Origin of the sequence: Shewanella sp. Actino-trap-3, from assembly GCF_002836275.1 — a bacterium.
Lineage (GTDB): Bacteria > Pseudomonadota > Gammaproteobacteria > Enterobacterales > Shewanellaceae > Shewanella > Shewanella psychromarinicola.
Genome location: NZ_PJCE01000001.1, coordinates 1588967 through 1605270, shown reverse-complemented (window position 1 = coordinate 1605270; position 16304 = coordinate 1588967). Strand labels below are relative to the sequence as shown.

14 protein-coding genes are annotated in these 16304 nt (G+C 41.7%); 11 read left to right on the top strand and 3 right to left on the bottom strand.

All coding sequences use genetic code 11. The annotated features are described in order from the left end of the window. Positions 1-41 precede the first annotated feature (41 nt). The 6 genes from truA (at position 42) to CXF80_RS06845 (ending at position 7693) form a co-directional block, all read left to right on the top strand. Complete coding sequence (truA, locus tag CXF80_RS06870; RefSeq protein ID WP_101032176.1) at positions 42-827, top strand: tRNA pseudouridine(38-40) synthase TruA; 786 nt, start codon at positions 42-44, stop codon at positions 825-827. A 93-nt stretch (positions 828-920) separates the two neighbouring features. Beyond that, positions 921-2198, top strand: a complete 1278-nt coding sequence (gene folC, locus CXF80_RS06865; RefSeq protein ID WP_101032175.1) for a bifunctional tetrahydrofolate synthase/dihydrofolate synthase — start codon at positions 921-923, stop codon at positions 2196-2198. Positions 2199-2269: 71 nt separating this feature from the next. Further along, positions 2270-2884 (top strand): SPOR domain-containing protein, encoded by a 615-nt coding sequence (locus CXF80_RS06860; RefSeq protein ID WP_101032174.1) that lies wholly within the window; start codon positions 2270-2272, stop codon positions 2882-2884. 152 nt (positions 2885-3036) lie between these two features. Beyond that, positions 3037-3525, top strand: a complete 489-nt coding sequence (locus CXF80_RS06855; protein ID WP_101032173.1) for a CvpA family protein — start codon at positions 3037-3039, stop codon at positions 3523-3525. Between the two features lie 33 nt (positions 3526-3558). After that, positions 3559-5073 (top strand): amidophosphoribosyltransferase, encoded by a 1515-nt coding sequence (purF, locus tag CXF80_RS06850; protein ID WP_101032172.1) that lies wholly within the window; start codon positions 3559-3561, stop codon positions 5071-5073. Positions 5074-5716: 643 nt separating this feature from the next. Further along, complete coding sequence (locus tag CXF80_RS06845; protein ID WP_101032171.1) at positions 5717-7693, top strand: DNA topoisomerase III; 1977 nt, start codon at positions 5717-5719, stop codon at positions 7691-7693. A gap of 583 nt (positions 7694-8276) precedes the next feature. Here CXF80_RS06845 and CXF80_RS06840 read toward each other — a convergent pair. From CXF80_RS06840 to CXF80_RS06830, 3 genes are all read right to left on the bottom strand, one after another. Then, complete coding sequence (locus tag CXF80_RS06840; RefSeq protein WP_101032170.1) at positions 8277-8726, bottom strand: hypothetical protein; 450 nt, start codon at positions 8724-8726, stop codon at positions 8277-8279. 5 nt (positions 8727-8731) lie between these two features. After that, entirely contained in the window at positions 8732-10156 is a 1425-nt protein-coding gene (locus tag CXF80_RS06835) for a GMC oxidoreductase (RefSeq protein ID WP_101032169.1), read from the bottom strand. A gap of 395 nt (positions 10157-10551) precedes the next feature. After that, positions 10552-11487, bottom strand: a complete 936-nt coding sequence (locus CXF80_RS06830; RefSeq protein WP_101032168.1) for a LysR family transcriptional regulator — start codon at positions 11485-11487, stop codon at positions 10552-10554. Between the two features lie 122 nt (positions 11488-11609). Between CXF80_RS06830 and CXF80_RS06825 the strand changes: the two genes are divergently transcribed. The 5 genes from CXF80_RS06825 to CXF80_RS06805 all read left to right on the top strand — a co-directional run bounded on the left by CXF80_RS06825 (position 11610) and on the right by CXF80_RS06805 (position 16259). Continuing rightward, positions 11610-12635, top strand: coding sequence for a zinc-binding alcohol dehydrogenase family protein (locus tag CXF80_RS06825; protein WP_101032167.1), 1026 nt, complete (start codon positions 11610-11612; stop codon positions 12633-12635). Positions 12636-12698: 63 nt separating this feature from the next. Next, a complete protein-coding gene (locus tag CXF80_RS06820) occupies positions 12699-12989 on the top strand; it encodes a putative quinol monooxygenase (protein ID WP_101032166.1) in 291 nt (96 codons plus the stop codon). 138 nt (positions 12990-13127) lie between these two features. Then, positions 13128-14597: an ATP-binding cassette domain-containing protein gene (locus CXF80_RS06815; RefSeq protein WP_101032165.1), complete on the top strand. Its 1470-nt coding sequence runs from the start codon at positions 13128-13130 to the stop codon at positions 14595-14597. Between the two features lie 219 nt (positions 14598-14816). Continuing rightward, complete coding sequence (locus CXF80_RS06810; protein WP_101032164.1) at positions 14817-15362, top strand: thioredoxin family protein; 546 nt, start codon at positions 14817-14819, stop codon at positions 15360-15362. A 240-nt stretch (positions 15363-15602) separates the two neighbouring features. Then, positions 15603-16259, top strand: a complete 657-nt coding sequence (locus CXF80_RS06805; RefSeq protein WP_101032163.1) for a nitroreductase family protein — start codon at positions 15603-15605, stop codon at positions 16257-16259. The last annotated feature ends 45 nt before the right edge of the window (positions 16260-16304 follow it).

Genomic DNA, 16304 nt, shown 5'->3' with positions numbered 1-16304 from the left:
TGTGGTAAACTGCGCGCCATTATTGAGTAGAGGATATAGGCATGCGGGTCGCGTTAGGTATTGAATATGATGGTAGTGGTTTTTGTGGGTGGCAGCGCCAACTCGATGTCGATTCAGTGCAAGCCCAGCTTGAAAAAGCCTTAAGTTACGTGGCAAATGAGCCCATTAAAGTATTGTGTGCCGGGCGAACTGATACTGGCGTGCATGCTACTGGACAGGTGGTTCATTTTGACACCAATGTTCAACGTCCAATGACGGCGTGGACACTAGGCGTGAATGCTAATTTACCCGACAGTATAGCCGTGCGATGGATGAAAGAAGTGGATGACAGTTTTCATGCCCGTTATAGTGCTACGGCCAGACGTTATCGCTATGTTATTTATAATCATCAATTGCGCCCTGGTATTTTAGCTTCTGGTGTGAGCCATTATCACGGCGATATAGATGAAACCTTGATGCATCAAGCCGCACAGCTTCTCGTAGGCAAACACGATTTTACCAGTTTTAGAGCGTTGCATTGTCAAGCTAAAACACCCTGTCGAGATGTGCATCAAGTTAATGTGACTCGTCAAGGCATGTATGTGTTGGTGGATATTCAAGCCAATGCATTTTTACATCATATGGTGCGTAATATTGTCGGTTCATTACTTCAAATCGGTTTAGGTAATCAATCTATCGAGTGGATAACAGAACTCTTGGCATTGAAAAATCGCACTCAGGCGGCAGCGACAGCTAAGCCCAACGGATTGTATTTGGTCGATGTGACTTACCCTGAGCAGCATCAATTGCCTAGGTTAGCACTCGGTCCATTGTTTATGCTCGATTAAAGTGTTTTTCAGTCATATTTATTGGGATGTAAAACTAATGTTATGTTTTCGCCACGTCTGGTAAGGTTTGCATAAATTAAATGGTATTGAATTATGTCAATTGCGTCTGAAATTACTGTACCCAATCAACAATCAAGCTTAAATCAATGGCTGGATTATTTGCTGGCAATTCATCCTAGCGAAATCGACATGGGCTTAACGCGAGTCAGTGCTGTCGCCGAGCGACTCAATGTGATTGATTTAGCTCCAGCTAAAGTGATTACAGTCGCCGGTACCAATGGTAAAGGCACGACCTGTGCGATGCTCTCCTCAATATTACGTCAAGCAAACTTATCAGTTGGCGTCTACAGTTCACCGCATTTGCTGCATTACAATGAACGGGTGCAGATCAATCAACAAGATGCCAGTGATGGCTCTCTTATTGAGGCTTTTTGTGCCATAGAGGTGGCACGAGGTGATATTTCATTAACCTTTTTTGAATATGCGACGTTAGCGGGTTTATACTTATTCAAAGCTGCTAAGCTTGATGTGATTATTCTTGAAGTGGGCTTAGGTGGCCGTCTAGATGCCACTAATATTATCGACTCCACAGCCACTATCTTGACCTCTATCGATCTTGATCACCAAGAATATTTAGGCGATACCCGAGAACTGGTTGGCAGAGAAAAAGCCGGCGTGTTCCGCTCAGGTTGTCTCGCCATTTGTGGTGAACCCGATTTACCATTGAGCGTGACAGATTATGCTCAGCAGATTGGAACAACACTTTATCGTGTTGGTTATGAGTTTCATTACCATAAAGACCAGAACCCACCTACATTATGGCATTTTGAATCCGCGCAGCAATCTTATATTGGTTTGGCTGTGCCAAGGTTACCGCTAGCTAATGCTGCTAGTGTTGTGGCGCTGCTAAGTTATATTTGGCCGCAAATAAGCCAGCAACACATTAACCAAGGATTACAACAAGCTCAACTAGCCGGACGATTAGAGCAGGTGAGTGAGCAACCATTAGTGCTGGTAGATGTAGCGCATAATCCCCATGCTGCACGATATTTAGCACAACAATTGCAGGCGTACCAAGGTCGTCGTATTGTAGCCTTATGTGGCATGCTTAAAGATAAAGACATCAAGTTGGTATTGGCGACATTGGCTGAACAAATCCGTCATTGGTATTTTGTTGGTTTAGATAATCCACGGGGCGCAACAGCGCAAGCACTGCGTCAAGCATTGCCCAATGAGCGTTGTCGTCAGCATGCCAGTGAATTTACTGACATCGCCAGCGCATGGCAAGCTATACAAGCGACGGTAGAGGCTGATGATGTGGTCATTATATTTGGCTCTTTTTATACTGTTGCAGGGTTTAAATCTTTATAAACACTATTTATGTTAGACGTCGGTTTTAGAAGCCATCATTAACGTCGTTTTGTTAAAAAAGGGAATTAGCTTTGAATCGTCAATTTCAAAATCGTTTAGTGGGTACCATCGTCTTAGTGGCCTTAGGTGTGATTTTTTTACCCGATTTATTAGACGGTAAAAAACCTCAGGTGGTTGAGGAGTTCACTGAAATTCCTTTACGTCCCGTTCAATCAAGTGCTTCAAATCGAGCCAGTTCTGCCAACATCGCCGAACCCGCGGAAGAATTCCAAGTGTTAACGATTGCTGAACCTCAAGATCTCAGTAACGATATTGTTGAATTAGGTGAAGCAGAACCAACTAAAAAAGTGAATCAAGTGGTTAAACCGTCAGCGGCAACCACTGCGGCAGTAAAAAAGCCTGAAACACCCGTTGCTAATAAAACTAAATCACCCGTTACGGCTGGTTTTACGTTGCAATTAGGCGGTTTTAATAATATTACCAATGTAAAAGCCTTAATTATTCAACTACGTAAGGCAGGATTTAATGCTTATACACTGCCTAAAGTACCTGTTGAAGGAAAATTAACCCGAGTATTTGTAGGCCCTGAAGTGTCAGAAGAAAAACTTAAAGCTCGTCAGCAACCTATATTCAAATTAACCGGATTAAAAGGCAAAATCGTAGCCTATAATCCACAGGAACAATAACCTATTCAGACGGTATTATGCTTGGGTGATTAATATTTACAATTTGATTGTTCTTAATCACGCAAGAATAATTTGTGCAATCAGAGGTGAGAAACATCTCTGTCTCTGTTAGAATCTCGCCGTCTTGAACCCTATACCGGATCCCCATCTCCATGGTTTGGATTGATTACGCAATTATTATTGTCATCGGGTTATCAACTATTATTAGTTTGATCCGCGGATTTGCCAAAGAAGCCATGTCTCTTGTGGTTTGGTTTGCCGCTTTCTTTATTGCTAGCCAGTTTTATCTTGATCTTGCTGCTCATTTAACCCAAATGCAGGACGAGTTAGTCAGAAACGGTGTCGCGATTGCCATTCTTTTTATCATTACCCTGATCCTAGGGGCACTCGTTAATTATTTGTTAGGCCAGTTAGTGGCCAAAACAGGCTTATCGGGCACAGACCGTGTTTTAGGCCTGTGTTTTGGTGCCATTCGTGGCGCGTTAATTGTTAGCGCATTACTGTTTTTTATGGATGCTTTTACGGCATTCCCTGACACGAAATGGTGGCAGGATTCTGTACTTGTACCTGAATTTGGCGTGGTTATTCAGTGGTTTTTTGACTATGTCGAAAATACCTCAAGCTTTGTACCCAAAATATAATCATAAAACACTTTACAGTGAGGAACCTTACCCATGTGTGGTATCGTCGGAATAGTAGGAAAATCAACAGTTAATCAGACCATTTATGATGCGCTGACTGTGCTTCAACATCGTGGTCAAGACGCAGCAGGTATTGTGACTGTTGACATGAATGCGTTTCGTTTACGTAAAGCAAACGGCTTAGTCAAAGATGTGTTTGAACCTAAACATATGCAGCGTTTACAAGGTAATGCCGGTATTGGACATGTTCGTTATCCAACCGCGGGCAGCTCGAGTGCATCAGAGGCGCAACCGTTTTATGTTAACTCGCCATTTGGTATTTCGTTAGCGCATAACGGTAACTTGACCAATACGCTTGATCTGGCGGAAAGCCTCGTCAGAAAACGTCGTCATGTTAACACCACCTCTGACTCCGAAATCTTGTTAAACCTGTTAGCCGATGAGTTACAAGAGACGCGCAGTTTAACCTTAAGTGCAGATGAAGTGTTTGATGCGGTTGCCAAAGTGCATGCGCAAACCCGTGGTGCTTATGCGGTAGTGGCAATGATCATCGGCCAAGGCCTAGTAGCGTTCCGCGATCCATTTGGTATTCGTCCTTTGGTACTTGGTAAGCATGAAACCGCAACTGGTACTGAGTATATGGTTGCTTCAGAAAGTGTTGCTTTGGATGCCGTGGGTTTTGAAGTGATGCGTGACGTAGCACCTGGTGAGGCTGTTTATATTTCACTTGATGGCCAGTTATTTACCCGTCAATGTGCTGTAGACCCAAGCTATGCTCCGTGTATTTTTGAATTCGTTTATTTTGCTCGTCCAGATTCGAGCATCGACAAAATCTCTGTGTATGCCAGTCGCGTAAACATGGGCGCTAAGTTAGGCGAAAAAATTAAGAAAGAATGGGAAGACCATGACATTGATGTCGTTATTCCTATTCCAGAGACATCGTGCGATATCGCATTAGAAATTGCTCGTTGTATGGATTTACCGTACCGTCAAGGTTTTGTTAAAAACCGTTATATTGGTCGTACGTTTATCATGCCAGGTCAGCAAGAACGTAAAAAATCAGTACGTCGTAAATTGAACGCAATTAATACTGAGTTCAAAGGTAAAAACGTATTACTGGTTGATGATTCAATCGTTCGTGGCACCACGTCTGAGCAGATCATTGAAATGGCGCGTGAAGCCGGGGCAAAGAAAGTGTATTTTGCTTCAGCAGCCCCTGAAATCCGTTTTCCTAACGTGTACGGAATTGATATGCCGACCTCTAATGAGTTGATTGCTCATGGTCGTGATGCTGACGAAATTGCCAAAATCATTGGTGCCGATGGCATTATTTTCCAAGACTTGAGCGACTTAATTGAAGCCGTAAGAATGGAAAATCCAGAGATTAAGCGTTTTGAAACATCAGTGTTCGACGGTCATTATATTACCAATGACGTTGACCAAGCTTACTTGGATCATTTAACCCAATTACGTAACGATGATGCCAAAGCTAATCGCTCAAAGGACATAGGCACTAATTTAGAAATGCACAATGAGTGTCATCCATAAGTTAACCACTGTTTGTTAGTGATAAAAACCAGCATAATTTATGCTGGTTTTTTTTGCTTTAAAAGACTAAGAACTAGGTCGCTTCGCGGCTAGAGGCTATAAGAGTGATAACAAGCGAACGCTGCGCCTAGATGCCTAGCTACTAGGACGCTTCGCTGCTAGAGGCTATAAGAGCGATAACAAGCGATGACGAGCGATAAAGATCGATAACAAGCGAACGAGCAGGAAGCAGCCCGCCCTAGCATCTAGGTGTTTAATTGCTCATATCGTTGTTTCCGTAAGCGAAGCGTTCCTTCTTTTGTGTTGTTATGCTTTTATAGCCGCGAAGCGAACTAGCAGGACGTAGTCCGTTCTAGCGTCTAGGCTTTTTATCGCTTTATCGTGGTTACCGTAAGCGAAGCGTTCCTTCTTTTTGTGCTGTTATGCTTTTATAGCCGCGAAGCGACCTAGCAGGACGCAGTCCGCTCTAGGGTCTAGGCTTTTCGCTGTTATGCTTTTATTGTAATGATTTACGCCGATAAGGGGTTAATTATTTCATATTTGCAGCTTGGCGTATTTAACGCTAATCTATACTGTAAATTTATACAGTTAAGTGGCGCAGTTCGGTTTGTCATATTGAACGCTAACGCCCCAACAGTGGATTATGATTTTATATATTGCTGAAAAACCCAGTCTAGGTCGTGCGATTGCCGATGTGTTGCCAAAGCCACATAAAAAAGGTGATGGCTATATCATTGCCGCCAATGGTGATTGCGTGTCATGGTGTATTGGCCATTTATTAGAGCAAGCCGAGCCTGATGCGTACGATGATGCATTTAAGTCGTGGAAACTCGAGCATTTGCCAATTGTCCCGCAAACGTGGAAGTTGCAGCCCAAACCCAAAACGCGCAGTCAACTTACGGTGTTGCGTAAACTGGTAAAGCAAGCATCATCGATAATTAATGCTGGCGATCCAGATAGAGAAGGGCAGTTGCTGGTCGATGAAGTGATTTCTTATTTGGGCGTAAAGGGTGACAAGCTTAACCAGGTACAGCGGCTGTTAATCAGCGACTTAAACCCCCAAGCGGTCAAACGTGCGCTAGGGCAGTTACGCAGCAATCGTGAGTTTATTCCTTTATCGACTTCTGCATTAGCCCGCAGCCGTGCTGATTGGCTGTATGGCATGAACATGACCCGCGCATATACCATTCAAGGGCGTAAGGTCGGTTATCAGGGCGTATTATCAGTTGGCCGAGTTCAAACCCCTTTGCTTGGGTTAGTCGTACGCCGCGATGAAGAAATTGCTGCATTTACCTCAAAACCTTTTTATGAAGTGTTAGCGCATTTGCTGACCGATCAGCAACAAGGTTTTAGTGCTAAATGGAAGCCTAGTGAGGCTTGCCAGCCCTATATGGACGAAGATGGACGGGTATTAGCTAAAGGCTTAGCCGAAAATGTGGTTGCCCGCATTAATGGTAAACCCGCTGAAGTGACAAAACTTGAAGCCAAAGATAAGCGCCAAAACCCGCCATTACCTTATAGTTTATCAGCACTGCAAATCGATGCCGCAAAACGCTTTGGGCTATCGGCGAAAGAGGTGCTTGATACCTGCCAAAGTTTGTATGAAAAACATAAATTGATTACTTATCCGCGCTCAGACAGTCGCTATTTACCTAAAGAGCAGCATACTTTGGCACCGAAAGTATTGAATGCTGTGCTCAAAGGCGTTTCTGCCTTGGTTGATGGTTGCGACTCACCTAATGCCAAGCTTAAATCTAAAGCGTGGGATGACAGTAAAGTGGATGCTCACCATGCCATTGTGCCTACCGAGAAAGTGGCTAACTTAGCTGCACTATCAGGTAATGAAGCAAAGTTGTACCAACATGTTGCGCGGCAATATTTAGCCCAGTTTTATCCCGCTTATATTTATGCAGAAACCGCAGTTGAAGTGACGATTGCTGGTGGCTTGTTTACCACTAAAGCGCGTCAAGACAAAAGCTTAGGCTGGAAACAGCTCTTTAAACGGGCAGCCACAGCAAATCAAGCTAATAACAGTCAAGCGAATACTGGTTCAACTCACAGTGAAGACGATAACGACGATGCCGTTCAGTCGTTACCGCCATTGGTTAACGGGCAGGTGTTGCATTGTCAGCGTGGTGAATTATTGGAGAAAACGACTCAAGCGCCGAAGCATTTTACCGACGCCACATTATTAGGTGCCATGACCGGAATTAGTCGTTATGTTACTGATAGTGAAATTAAGAAAATCCTCAAAGAAACCGACGGCCTAGGCACCGAAGCGACTCGTGCTGGGATTATTGAATTATTATTTAAGCGTGGATACCTTATTCGGCAAGGTAAATCGATATTGGCCACTCCGGTTGGCACTGGCTTGATCCGCAGCTTACCAGAATCAGCAACTACACCTGACATGACCGCGTTATGGGAAAATAACCTTGATGCCATCAGCCAAAAAAGACTGAAGTACGATGCGTTTATGCAGCCATTACTCAGCCAGTTAGATGGTTTAATAACCCAAGCATCGAGCCAGTTACCATCAGCATTACAAGGTGTCGCCAGTACCACACCGAAACGCAGTTTTAAAAAGCCTTATAAAAAGAAAGCTAAATCGAAAAGCTAAGAGGGTAACAAGTGGTGAAAAGCGATAACGAACGGTGACAAGCGAACGCTGCGCTTTTTTGTTAAGTCAAAAGTCTAGGCGCTAGGTCACTTCGCGGCTAGAGGCTATACAAGCAAAGTTAAACATTGGCGACTCACCAATGAAAACACTTGAGAATAACGGCGAGAGTATATACCTGGCGAAATCTGCTGCGTTAAATCAATCATATGTCCTAAGACTAAATATCTAGAGAGTCATTGATTGATAAAACCTATCTTTATTTTGTTTGAATCGTCATAAAAGGTTATCGTCATCTAAGTTGAAAGAAACTAGGCTCATTAACGATAAAAATGAGTGGCGTTGATAGTTTCTGTTAACCAAAGGAGTGATAAAAAATGGGCAATATGTCATCTACATCATTTTTACGCCTGTGCCATCATTATCAATTATAACTATTTACCATATCGTTTATCACTGATTTTGCACTAGCACTATCGGTGTTAGGACCTGCTAATATTATAAATTCACTACACACTTATGCATCTATTATAAGTCACTGATTAATATCGTTTGCTACTCTTGGGTAGTACCGGCAATGCTTATCCTATGATGTTAAAAATTGCGCAAATGGATTAGCAGTCCTACATATAGTGTCAGTAGACCCATAGTAAGAAATTTTTTTCGTCTTGGTATTATTTTCAAAAAAGTCACTATTTAACAGGAGCTTGGTTACAATCATTCGTTCGAGATCATCAATTTTCCCGTGTAAATTTTCATCAAACCCGGATGCGACTCGAATTACTGGGTCTAAAACCGAGAAAATATGGGTTTTTAAGGCTATGTCATATCGCTCAACAAAAAAATCTTCTGAAAATTGCTTGATATCAGTCTGAGAAATAATCCTCCCAGGAAGGGTTTTAGTTAATATATTTTCAACAAAAGCGCTTAGACGGCTCTTACTATCTAGCACATAAACACCTAAAGGCAATGTAGCAACAATGGCAGTGCCAACACATATTTTGAGAAATTTACGACGTTCAATAGCGTTATTCATAATATCTATACCAATTTATCTGCCGCTCTTAACGACATAGCAGCGACGGTTAAACTTGGGTTAGCAGGTGGGCAGGTTGTAAATGTAGAGCTGCCAACAACGATAAGATTGCTCATCTTATGATGCAAAGAGTTACCATCAACAACGAATCTTGTCGCATCATTTCCTGCTCGTAGAGAACATTGAATATGTGATTCTGTCGGTCTTTCCCTTAGAGAAACTATCTTCTCAACCGGCAGAGGAGCTAATACTTTTGAAATATTATCATGAACATACTGTAATCCTGCTCTAGCATAAGAAGATACACTTGCATGAGTTACATAAGCTTGACCTCGGGCATTGAGTGTCACTCTATTGCTATTTTGTGGTAAGTCCTCAATGGCAACCATCAGTGGAAGAACTTGGCGCCAACGGCCCTCTTCTAAACGCAAACCATGTTTGATCCGATTTTCAAAATAAAATAATGCAGCGCCGGCATTTTCACGATCTGGGTGTGAATCATAGAGGCTGTAATTAAGGCCTGTGGTAATTGTGCTACCACCAAAATTATCGACACCATCTAAAAATACTTCAAACTCATAGCCAAGTTGTTCGCATATGCCGACGCCTGTTTGTGGATGATTTATGCCGGATCTAAGAAGTATTGCAGGACTTTGAATTCCATTGGCACCAAGAACCACAAGATCACCATAGATGCTTTGTTCTTCATCACTAAGGTTTATATACATTACACCAGTGGCAACGCCATTATGATGTATGATCTCGCGAGCCTGTGCATTCATAATATAGGTGATATTTGGATGGGTAAGGATATCTGCGAAGCCATTAAAAGCAGTGAATTTAGCATTTACTGGACACAAATTACATTGAGCTGTTGCACAGCATTGGTTTCGATTTTTTAGTGACAGAGGAGAGCGAGCTGTAGCAATAGGAAAATGTAGATTAGGCTGCGCAGCCATCATTATTTCATCAATAGCACTTACGCGGTGTGACGGAAGAGGAAAGGCTCCTGATCTAGGTGACACTTTACCCATAGTATTAGAGCCTGATATAGACATAATATTTTCTGCAGCCATATAATAAGGCTCGAGGTCATCATATGAAAATGGCCAATCATCCGAAACATTAAATCGCGATTTCATTTCAAAATCAGCTGGAATAAAGCGTGGTGATTGACCAAACCAGCAATTTGTTCCACCACCCAGACCAATAGTATAATTCCAAGGCTTGTGATTTTTATCTTGTGCGTGAGTCTGGTTAGGAGAAAGATCAGAATTTCTTTTATTTGCTATCTGCCAGTTATGATCTCTGTTCTGACCCCATTCGATAACAGCAATCTTCGCGTTTGGTTTCTTCTCCAAGTATTGTTTTAAAAAGAAGAGGCTGCCAAAACCCGACCCAATAACAACAATTTCGTAATGGTCATCCATGTCATTAAACTTCCTATACTATATGAATACTCTCAAATATTCTTAAGCAATCTTGCTATCAACAGGAGAAGCTGCGCTATTAAATAATAGTGAAATCTGTAGCTTGTGTAAATTCTAGTTTGTTCATAAATCAACCATTTTAGAGCTTATTTAAAGTATAGTCGTGTTTGGCTAATCGTGGGGGAAACCAAAATATAAAAGTATAATATTTTTCATTGTTGAAAGTCGTTGTAATAAATTAACAATCGCATCACGAGCGGTATCAGAGGGTATAGGAAGAATAAAAAGTCCGTCACTAAACCGTATACATGGCCATTGATGGTGTGCCACTTCATTGGGACATAGAAGATTAGTTATATTTTCTTTACGGCTTGTCATCTCGCCATGCACAGGCTTCAATCTAGTACGCTTTTATCTACTATGCCTTTCTCAATCAGTTGCAGTAAAATACTGCGGGTCTTTTGTTTTAAGGTGTCTCTGAGTAATCGCGCCGCGGGTGTAATGGATTGCCTGCTCGGGAAAATGAGCCATAATTCTGTCGGTTTGGCTTGGTATTCTGGTAATACATGCACCACGTTACCGTTGAGTAAGTCACTTGATATATCAAGGCAAGACTTAAGCCCAATGCCTTTACCCGATACACACCAGCGATGCACTAATTCACCGTCATTTGAGACTCTGTTGCCTTTCATTTTGATTTTTAATAACTCATCGCCGCGATAAAACTCCCATACATCGTAAGTAATGTCATTGAGTTGATATAACAGTCCGTTATGTGAGGCGAGGTCTTGTGGGTGTTTTGGCATGCCATGTTTTGCTAGGTAAGCTTTAGATGCACACAATAATCTGGGGACATTACAGATTTTAAACCCGTAAAGATTAGCGTCATTTGGCGAACCATAGCGCAAGGCTAAATCGACGGAGTCGCGGTAAAAATCGAGATTACTGTCATTGATATTGGCTCGAATACTGACCTCTGGGTAAGTATCCATAAAGTCATCAATCCATGGAATGACAATATTACGCCCAAGGTCTGACGACATGGCTAAACGTAAGTCGCCGTCAACAATGTCTAGCTCACCTTTCATGTTTTGCTTGGCTTGCTCAAGCATTAGCATGGCTTGTTCACACTGTGGAATGTACTTTTCGCCTGCGCTTGATAAACGAAGTTGGCGGGTGGTGCGAATAAAAAGTTCAACGCCTAAACTGGCTTCAACGCGTTTTAATGCTGCACTTGCGGTGGCTGTACGCATGTCTAAATTGGTTGCCGCGGCAGTAATGCTGCGAAACTCTGCGACTTTAAGTACCACGTAAAGGTCTTCTAATAACATGATTATCCATTTTTAATTGATAATATTTCAATAATTATGCTGTTTGTGAAAGATAAAACAAGCGCTAATATAGCTTCATCAAGTTTGAGCAACCTTATTTTATATATCACAGGAACAACCTTATGAAAGCTATTGGATATAAACAGTCTCTTGAAATTTCGAACCCTGAATCGTTAATTGATGTCGAGTTACCTCAACCGATTGCATCAGGCCGTGATTTATTAATCAAGGTAAAAGCCATCGCCGTTAACCCAGCAGACTATAAAGTACGTTTAAATATGGCGCCTGCTGCGGGTGAAGTAAAAGTGATCGGTTGGGACGCCGTTGGTGAAGTGATTGCGACAGGTGAAAGTGTGAGCCAATTTAATCCTGGCGATCAGGTTTATTATGCTGGCGATATTACGCGTCAGGGTAGCAATGCTGAATACCAATTAGTGGATGAGCGTTTAGTAGGCATTAAACCTAAAAGTTTATCCGATGCCGAAGCCGCAGCATTGCCGTTAACGGCGATCACGGCTTGGGAATTACTGTTTGAACATCTATGTATTAAACAACAAGCATCCCATTCAACTGAAAAATCAAACGAAGTCATTTTGGTCGTAGGCGCTGCGGGTGGTGTGGGTTCTATCTTTATTCAGTTAGCAAAAACCTTGACGGGTGCAACCATTATCGCCACAGCATCGCGTGAAAGTTCAACCGAATGGGTGAAAAAGTTAGGCGCTGATCATGTGGTTGATCACACCAAACCGTTACCCGCTCAAATTGATGGATTAAACATAGGGTCTGTCACCCATGTGGCCAGTTTAAACAGCACAGATGCCTATTTTGAGGCTTACACTCAGTTGCTAGCACCCTTTGGTAAAATTGCCATGATTGATGATCCAGAAGGGTTAGATATCACTAAGTTAAAACTCAAGAGTTTGTCATTGCATTGGGAGTTTATGTTTGCCCGCTCGATGTTTAACGCAGTAGATATGGATGAGCAGGGACGTTTACTTAACCGAGTAGCCGATCTTGTCGACCAAGGTTTTATTCAAACGACGTTAGGCCAGCACATGGGCGCAATAAATGCTGCAAATCTTCGTGCTGCACATGAGGCGTTAGAAGCAGGCCGTGCCATTGGTAAAATTGTTTTAGAAGGGTTTTAATTAATACCTTTAATTGTATTATTTAATAATGTTAAGTACTTATTTTATCGAACAGGAATAAACATGTCACATTTAACGATTGTAGCCAATATTAAAGCAAAAGCGGACAAAATTGAGTTAGTAAAAACTGAATTACTGAAGCTGATTGAAGTCACACGCGCTGAAGAAGGGTGTATTAATTATGACTTACACCGAGACAATGAAAACTCAGCCCACTTTATGTTTTATGAGACTTGGCAGACCCGAGAATTATGGCGTGTGCATACGGGAAATCAGCATTTAGCCGATTTTGTGGCTGCAACCCAGGATGCTGTCGATGAATTTATTTTGAATGAAATGACCGTTATCGGCTAGTTGTATTCGAGTTGGCCATTCAATTGAGTGGCATCCTAAAGCAGAACATAGAATGTTCTGCTTTTTTGTCGATTTTTTTTAGCATCTTATGAGACACTCAAGTGATGAATCGCTTTAAAGATTAGGATAAGTGGCAAGATGGAAATCAGATTTACGCAGTTGCAGTGCAGTTCATCGAGTGTCACTGTCGACATTGATCAATGGGTGATTGAACCACAACAATCTTGGGGTGTATTTAGCACCGAAGGTGATGTCGGCGCGTTGCTTGGCCAGTTATTAACTCAGAAAATTGATGCGCCGACCTTAACATATGGTGGCGATATTACCGGTGTCGCGCCATCTTGTGTGGCATTAGTGTCATTGCTTGAACAACAATTATTGCTTGAAGATATTTTAGAGCAAGATGACAGTGAGTCACTGGGATATACTGATCCTAAAACGACCGTATTTGGGGTTATTTTTAATCAATGCCATGACAATGGTTTAACCCATCAATTGCTGCAGCAATTAGATTTAACTCATTTAAGCTTAAGTCCTTTTACTCAATTGTCTACGGGTGAAGGTCGTAGAGTTATGCTTGCCCGTGCTGTCGCAACCCAAGTGCCATTTTTAGTGCTCGACGAACCTTATGCAGGGCTTGATGTTGCGCACAGACAGACTCTTACTGAATATTTACAGCAATTATCACAAACGATACAAATGCTAGTGATTGTGTCGCGTGAAGAAGATATGCCTAAATGGATTGAGCATGTTGCCCTGTTTAGTCATGGCACATTAGACAGCGTAATGACTCAGTCAGAGTGGGATAATCATCCTGTTATCGCCCAATTAACCGCGCAAGCGGGCCAACAAAGCGATGATATGTTGGCGCTTATTCGTCGCCACAGACATAAGCCATTATTTGCGAACCCGGTTTTTCAGTTAAACAATGGACGAGTTGCTTACAGCGACAAAGTGATTTTTTCGGGTGTTAACTGGCGTATCGATAATGGCGTGCATTGGCAAGTAAAAGGCCCTAATGGCTGCGGTAAAAGTACTCTGCTTGGGCTTATTTTCGGTGACCATCCTCAATGCTACAGCAACGACATTGATATTTTTGGTAAAAAAAGAGGTTCCGGCGAGAGCATCTGGGAGATAAAAAAACACATCGGTATGGTGTCATCTGCCTTACATTTACAGTATCGGGTTAATTGCAGTGCACTTGATGTGATTGTATCGGGCTTTTATGACTCCATTGGTTTGTATCAACAACCGTCGAAACAACAAGTGGCCATCGCAACAGAATGGTTGGCGATTTTACACATGAGCCATTTGAGTAAATCCGCTTTTCGACAATTAGAGTATGGCCAGCAACGGTTATTACTCATTGCCCGCGCCATTGTGAAGCAACCCACCTTATTGATCCTCGACGAGCCTTATCAAGGCTTAGATTATCTGGGGCGTAGATTGATTAAAAACGCCCTTGAACTCATTGCGAAAGAGCATTTAAGTCAATTGTTGTATGTGTCACATTATCAAGAGGATAGCCTCGATAGTATTAAGCACTTTATTGAGTTTATCATCGATAAACACCAAGGTGGTTATCGTACAGTGGTGACTGAAGCTTAATGCTTTATGGCTAAGACGTTAACGTTAATCAGCTGACAATTGTTGGCTGTTTTTATTTTCTCGTTTAATTGTCAAATAATAATTGATAATGTTTCAATTATTATGCTGTATATGGCAGCTAAAGTATCGTATATGATGGCGATATTAACGCGGTTCAACAACATTGCTAATCAATATTACTATTTGATAACCGTTTTTTATTCCGAGATGAGGTTAACGATGTTACTCGATACACCCATTTGTGATTTTGGCTGGCAAGCACCTGATTTTAAGCTTAAAAATGCTAACGGTGACGTTTTTTCCATGAGTAAAAACTTAGGTGAAAAGGGCTTGTTGATTATGTTTATTTGTAATCATTGTCCCTATGTTAAAGCCATTGCAACTCGTTTAGCCGAGGACACAGAGCAGCTTATGGCCGAAGGTATTAATGTATTAGCGGTAATGTCTAATGATTATCAGCATGTTGAAGCAGATTCGCCGCAGAACATGTTGCGCTTTGCTGAGCAGTATGGATTTAAATTTCCGTATTTAGTTGATGAAGATCAACAAGTCGGTAAGCAGTATGGCGCAGTGTGCACCCCTGACTTTTTTGGGTTTAATCACCTTGGTGAATTGCAATATCGTGGCCGCCTAGATGATGCCCGTTTGCACAATGATCCTAATCGAGAGCCTGAACTACTTAATGCTATGCAACTGATTGCCGCTATTGGTAAAGGGCCTAAGCAACAAACGGCCAGTATGGGCTGCTCAATTAAATGGCGATAATGATTTTATTTAACTCATAACCTTGAAAAATTATTTATTAGCACAATAACAAGATATTAATATTTCTACGCAAATATTATTGTTAATTAGTTGTATTTGTTATTTATTTTCAAGTTAAATTTATTTTGTTAATCACACTATTTTATTGTGATTAACTTGGAAGGTTAATTAATAACCATTTTATGTGTTGTTAATCGCCAACCTTTTTAATGATTGTTTCAAATCCATATGGAGTCTGACATGACCAACGCTATTATTACTGATTTAGAAAAACGTTATACAGCCAAACGCTATGATGCGACTAAGCGCGTACCAAAAGAAGATTTAGCGGTGATTTATGAAGCAATGAGACTGTCGCCTTCATCGATCAACTCTCAACCATGGAAATTTATCGTGATTGAAAGTGATCAAGCTAAGCAACGTATGCATGATACCTTTGCCAATAAATTTCAGTTCAATCAACCACACATTAACGCGGCATCTCATATTGTATTGTTTGCTTACAACCCTAAGTATACTCGTGAAGACTATGCCAAAGTGGTTGACCAAGGCATTGTAGATGGTCGTACTAAGGCTGAAGATCGTGAAGCTGCGTTTGGTGGATATGCATTTGTTGACTTAAATACTGATGAAGCGGGTAACAATGCGGCTTGGACTAAGTCACAAACCTATTTAGCCTTAGGTAACACTATGCATTCTTTAGCACGTCTTGGCATCGACTCTACTCCGATGGAAGGCGTTGACAGTGAGATGATTGGCCAAATTTTTGCCAAAGAACTTGACGGTTATGTATGTGATGTAGCATTAGCGTTTGGTTATCACCATTCAGATGAAGACTATAATGCCAAGTTGCCTAAGTCTCGTTTAGCAGCAGAGCAAGTATTACAAGTATTGTAATTGATTGTTTTGCTGCAAGTATTCATTTGTATAAAATAATAGAAA

Bases quoted from the DNA above. Each gene is read 5' to 3' on its own strand.
- truA (WP_101032176.1), top strand. From the start codon at position 42: ATGCGGGTCGCGTTAGGTATTGAATATGATGGTAGTGGTTTTTGTGGG.
- folC (WP_101032175.1), top strand. From the start codon at position 921: ATGTCAATTGCGTCTGAAATTACTGTACCCAATCAACAATCAAGCTTA.
- CXF80_RS06855 (WP_101032173.1), top strand. From the start codon at position 3,037: ATGGTTTGGATTGATTACGCAATTATTATTGTCATCGGGTTATCAACT.
- purF (WP_101032172.1), top strand. From the start codon at position 3,559: ATGTGTGGTATCGTCGGAATAGTAGGAAAATCAACAGTTAATCAGACC.
- CXF80_RS06845 (WP_101032171.1), top strand. From the start codon at position 5,717: ATGATTTTATATATTGCTGAAAAACCCAGTCTAGGTCGTGCGATTGCC.
- CXF80_RS06840 (WP_101032170.1), bottom strand. From the start codon at position 8,726: ATGAATAACGCTATTGAACGTCGTAAATTTCTCAAAATATGTGTTGGC.
- CXF80_RS06835 (WP_101032169.1), bottom strand. From the start codon at position 10,156: ATGGATGACCATTACGAAATTGTTGTTATTGGGTCGGGTTTTGGCAGC.
- CXF80_RS06830 (WP_101032168.1), bottom strand. From the start codon at position 11,487: ATGTTATTAGAAGACCTTTACGTGGTACTTAAAGTCGCAGAGTTTCGC.
- CXF80_RS06825 (WP_101032167.1), top strand. From the start codon at position 11,610: ATGAAAGCTATTGGATATAAACAGTCTCTTGAAATTTCGAACCCTGAA.
- CXF80_RS06820 (WP_101032166.1), top strand. From the start codon at position 12,699: ATGTCACATTTAACGATTGTAGCCAATATTAAAGCAAAAGCGGACAAA.
- CXF80_RS06815 (WP_101032165.1), top strand. From the start codon at position 13,128: ATGGAAATCAGATTTACGCAGTTGCAGTGCAGTTCATCGAGTGTCACT.
- CXF80_RS06810 (WP_101032164.1), top strand. From the start codon at position 14,817: ATGTTACTCGATACACCCATTTGTGATTTTGGCTGGCAAGCACCTGAT.
- CXF80_RS06805 (WP_101032163.1), top strand. From the start codon at position 15,603: ATGACCAACGCTATTATTACTGATTTAGAAAAACGTTATACAGCCAAA.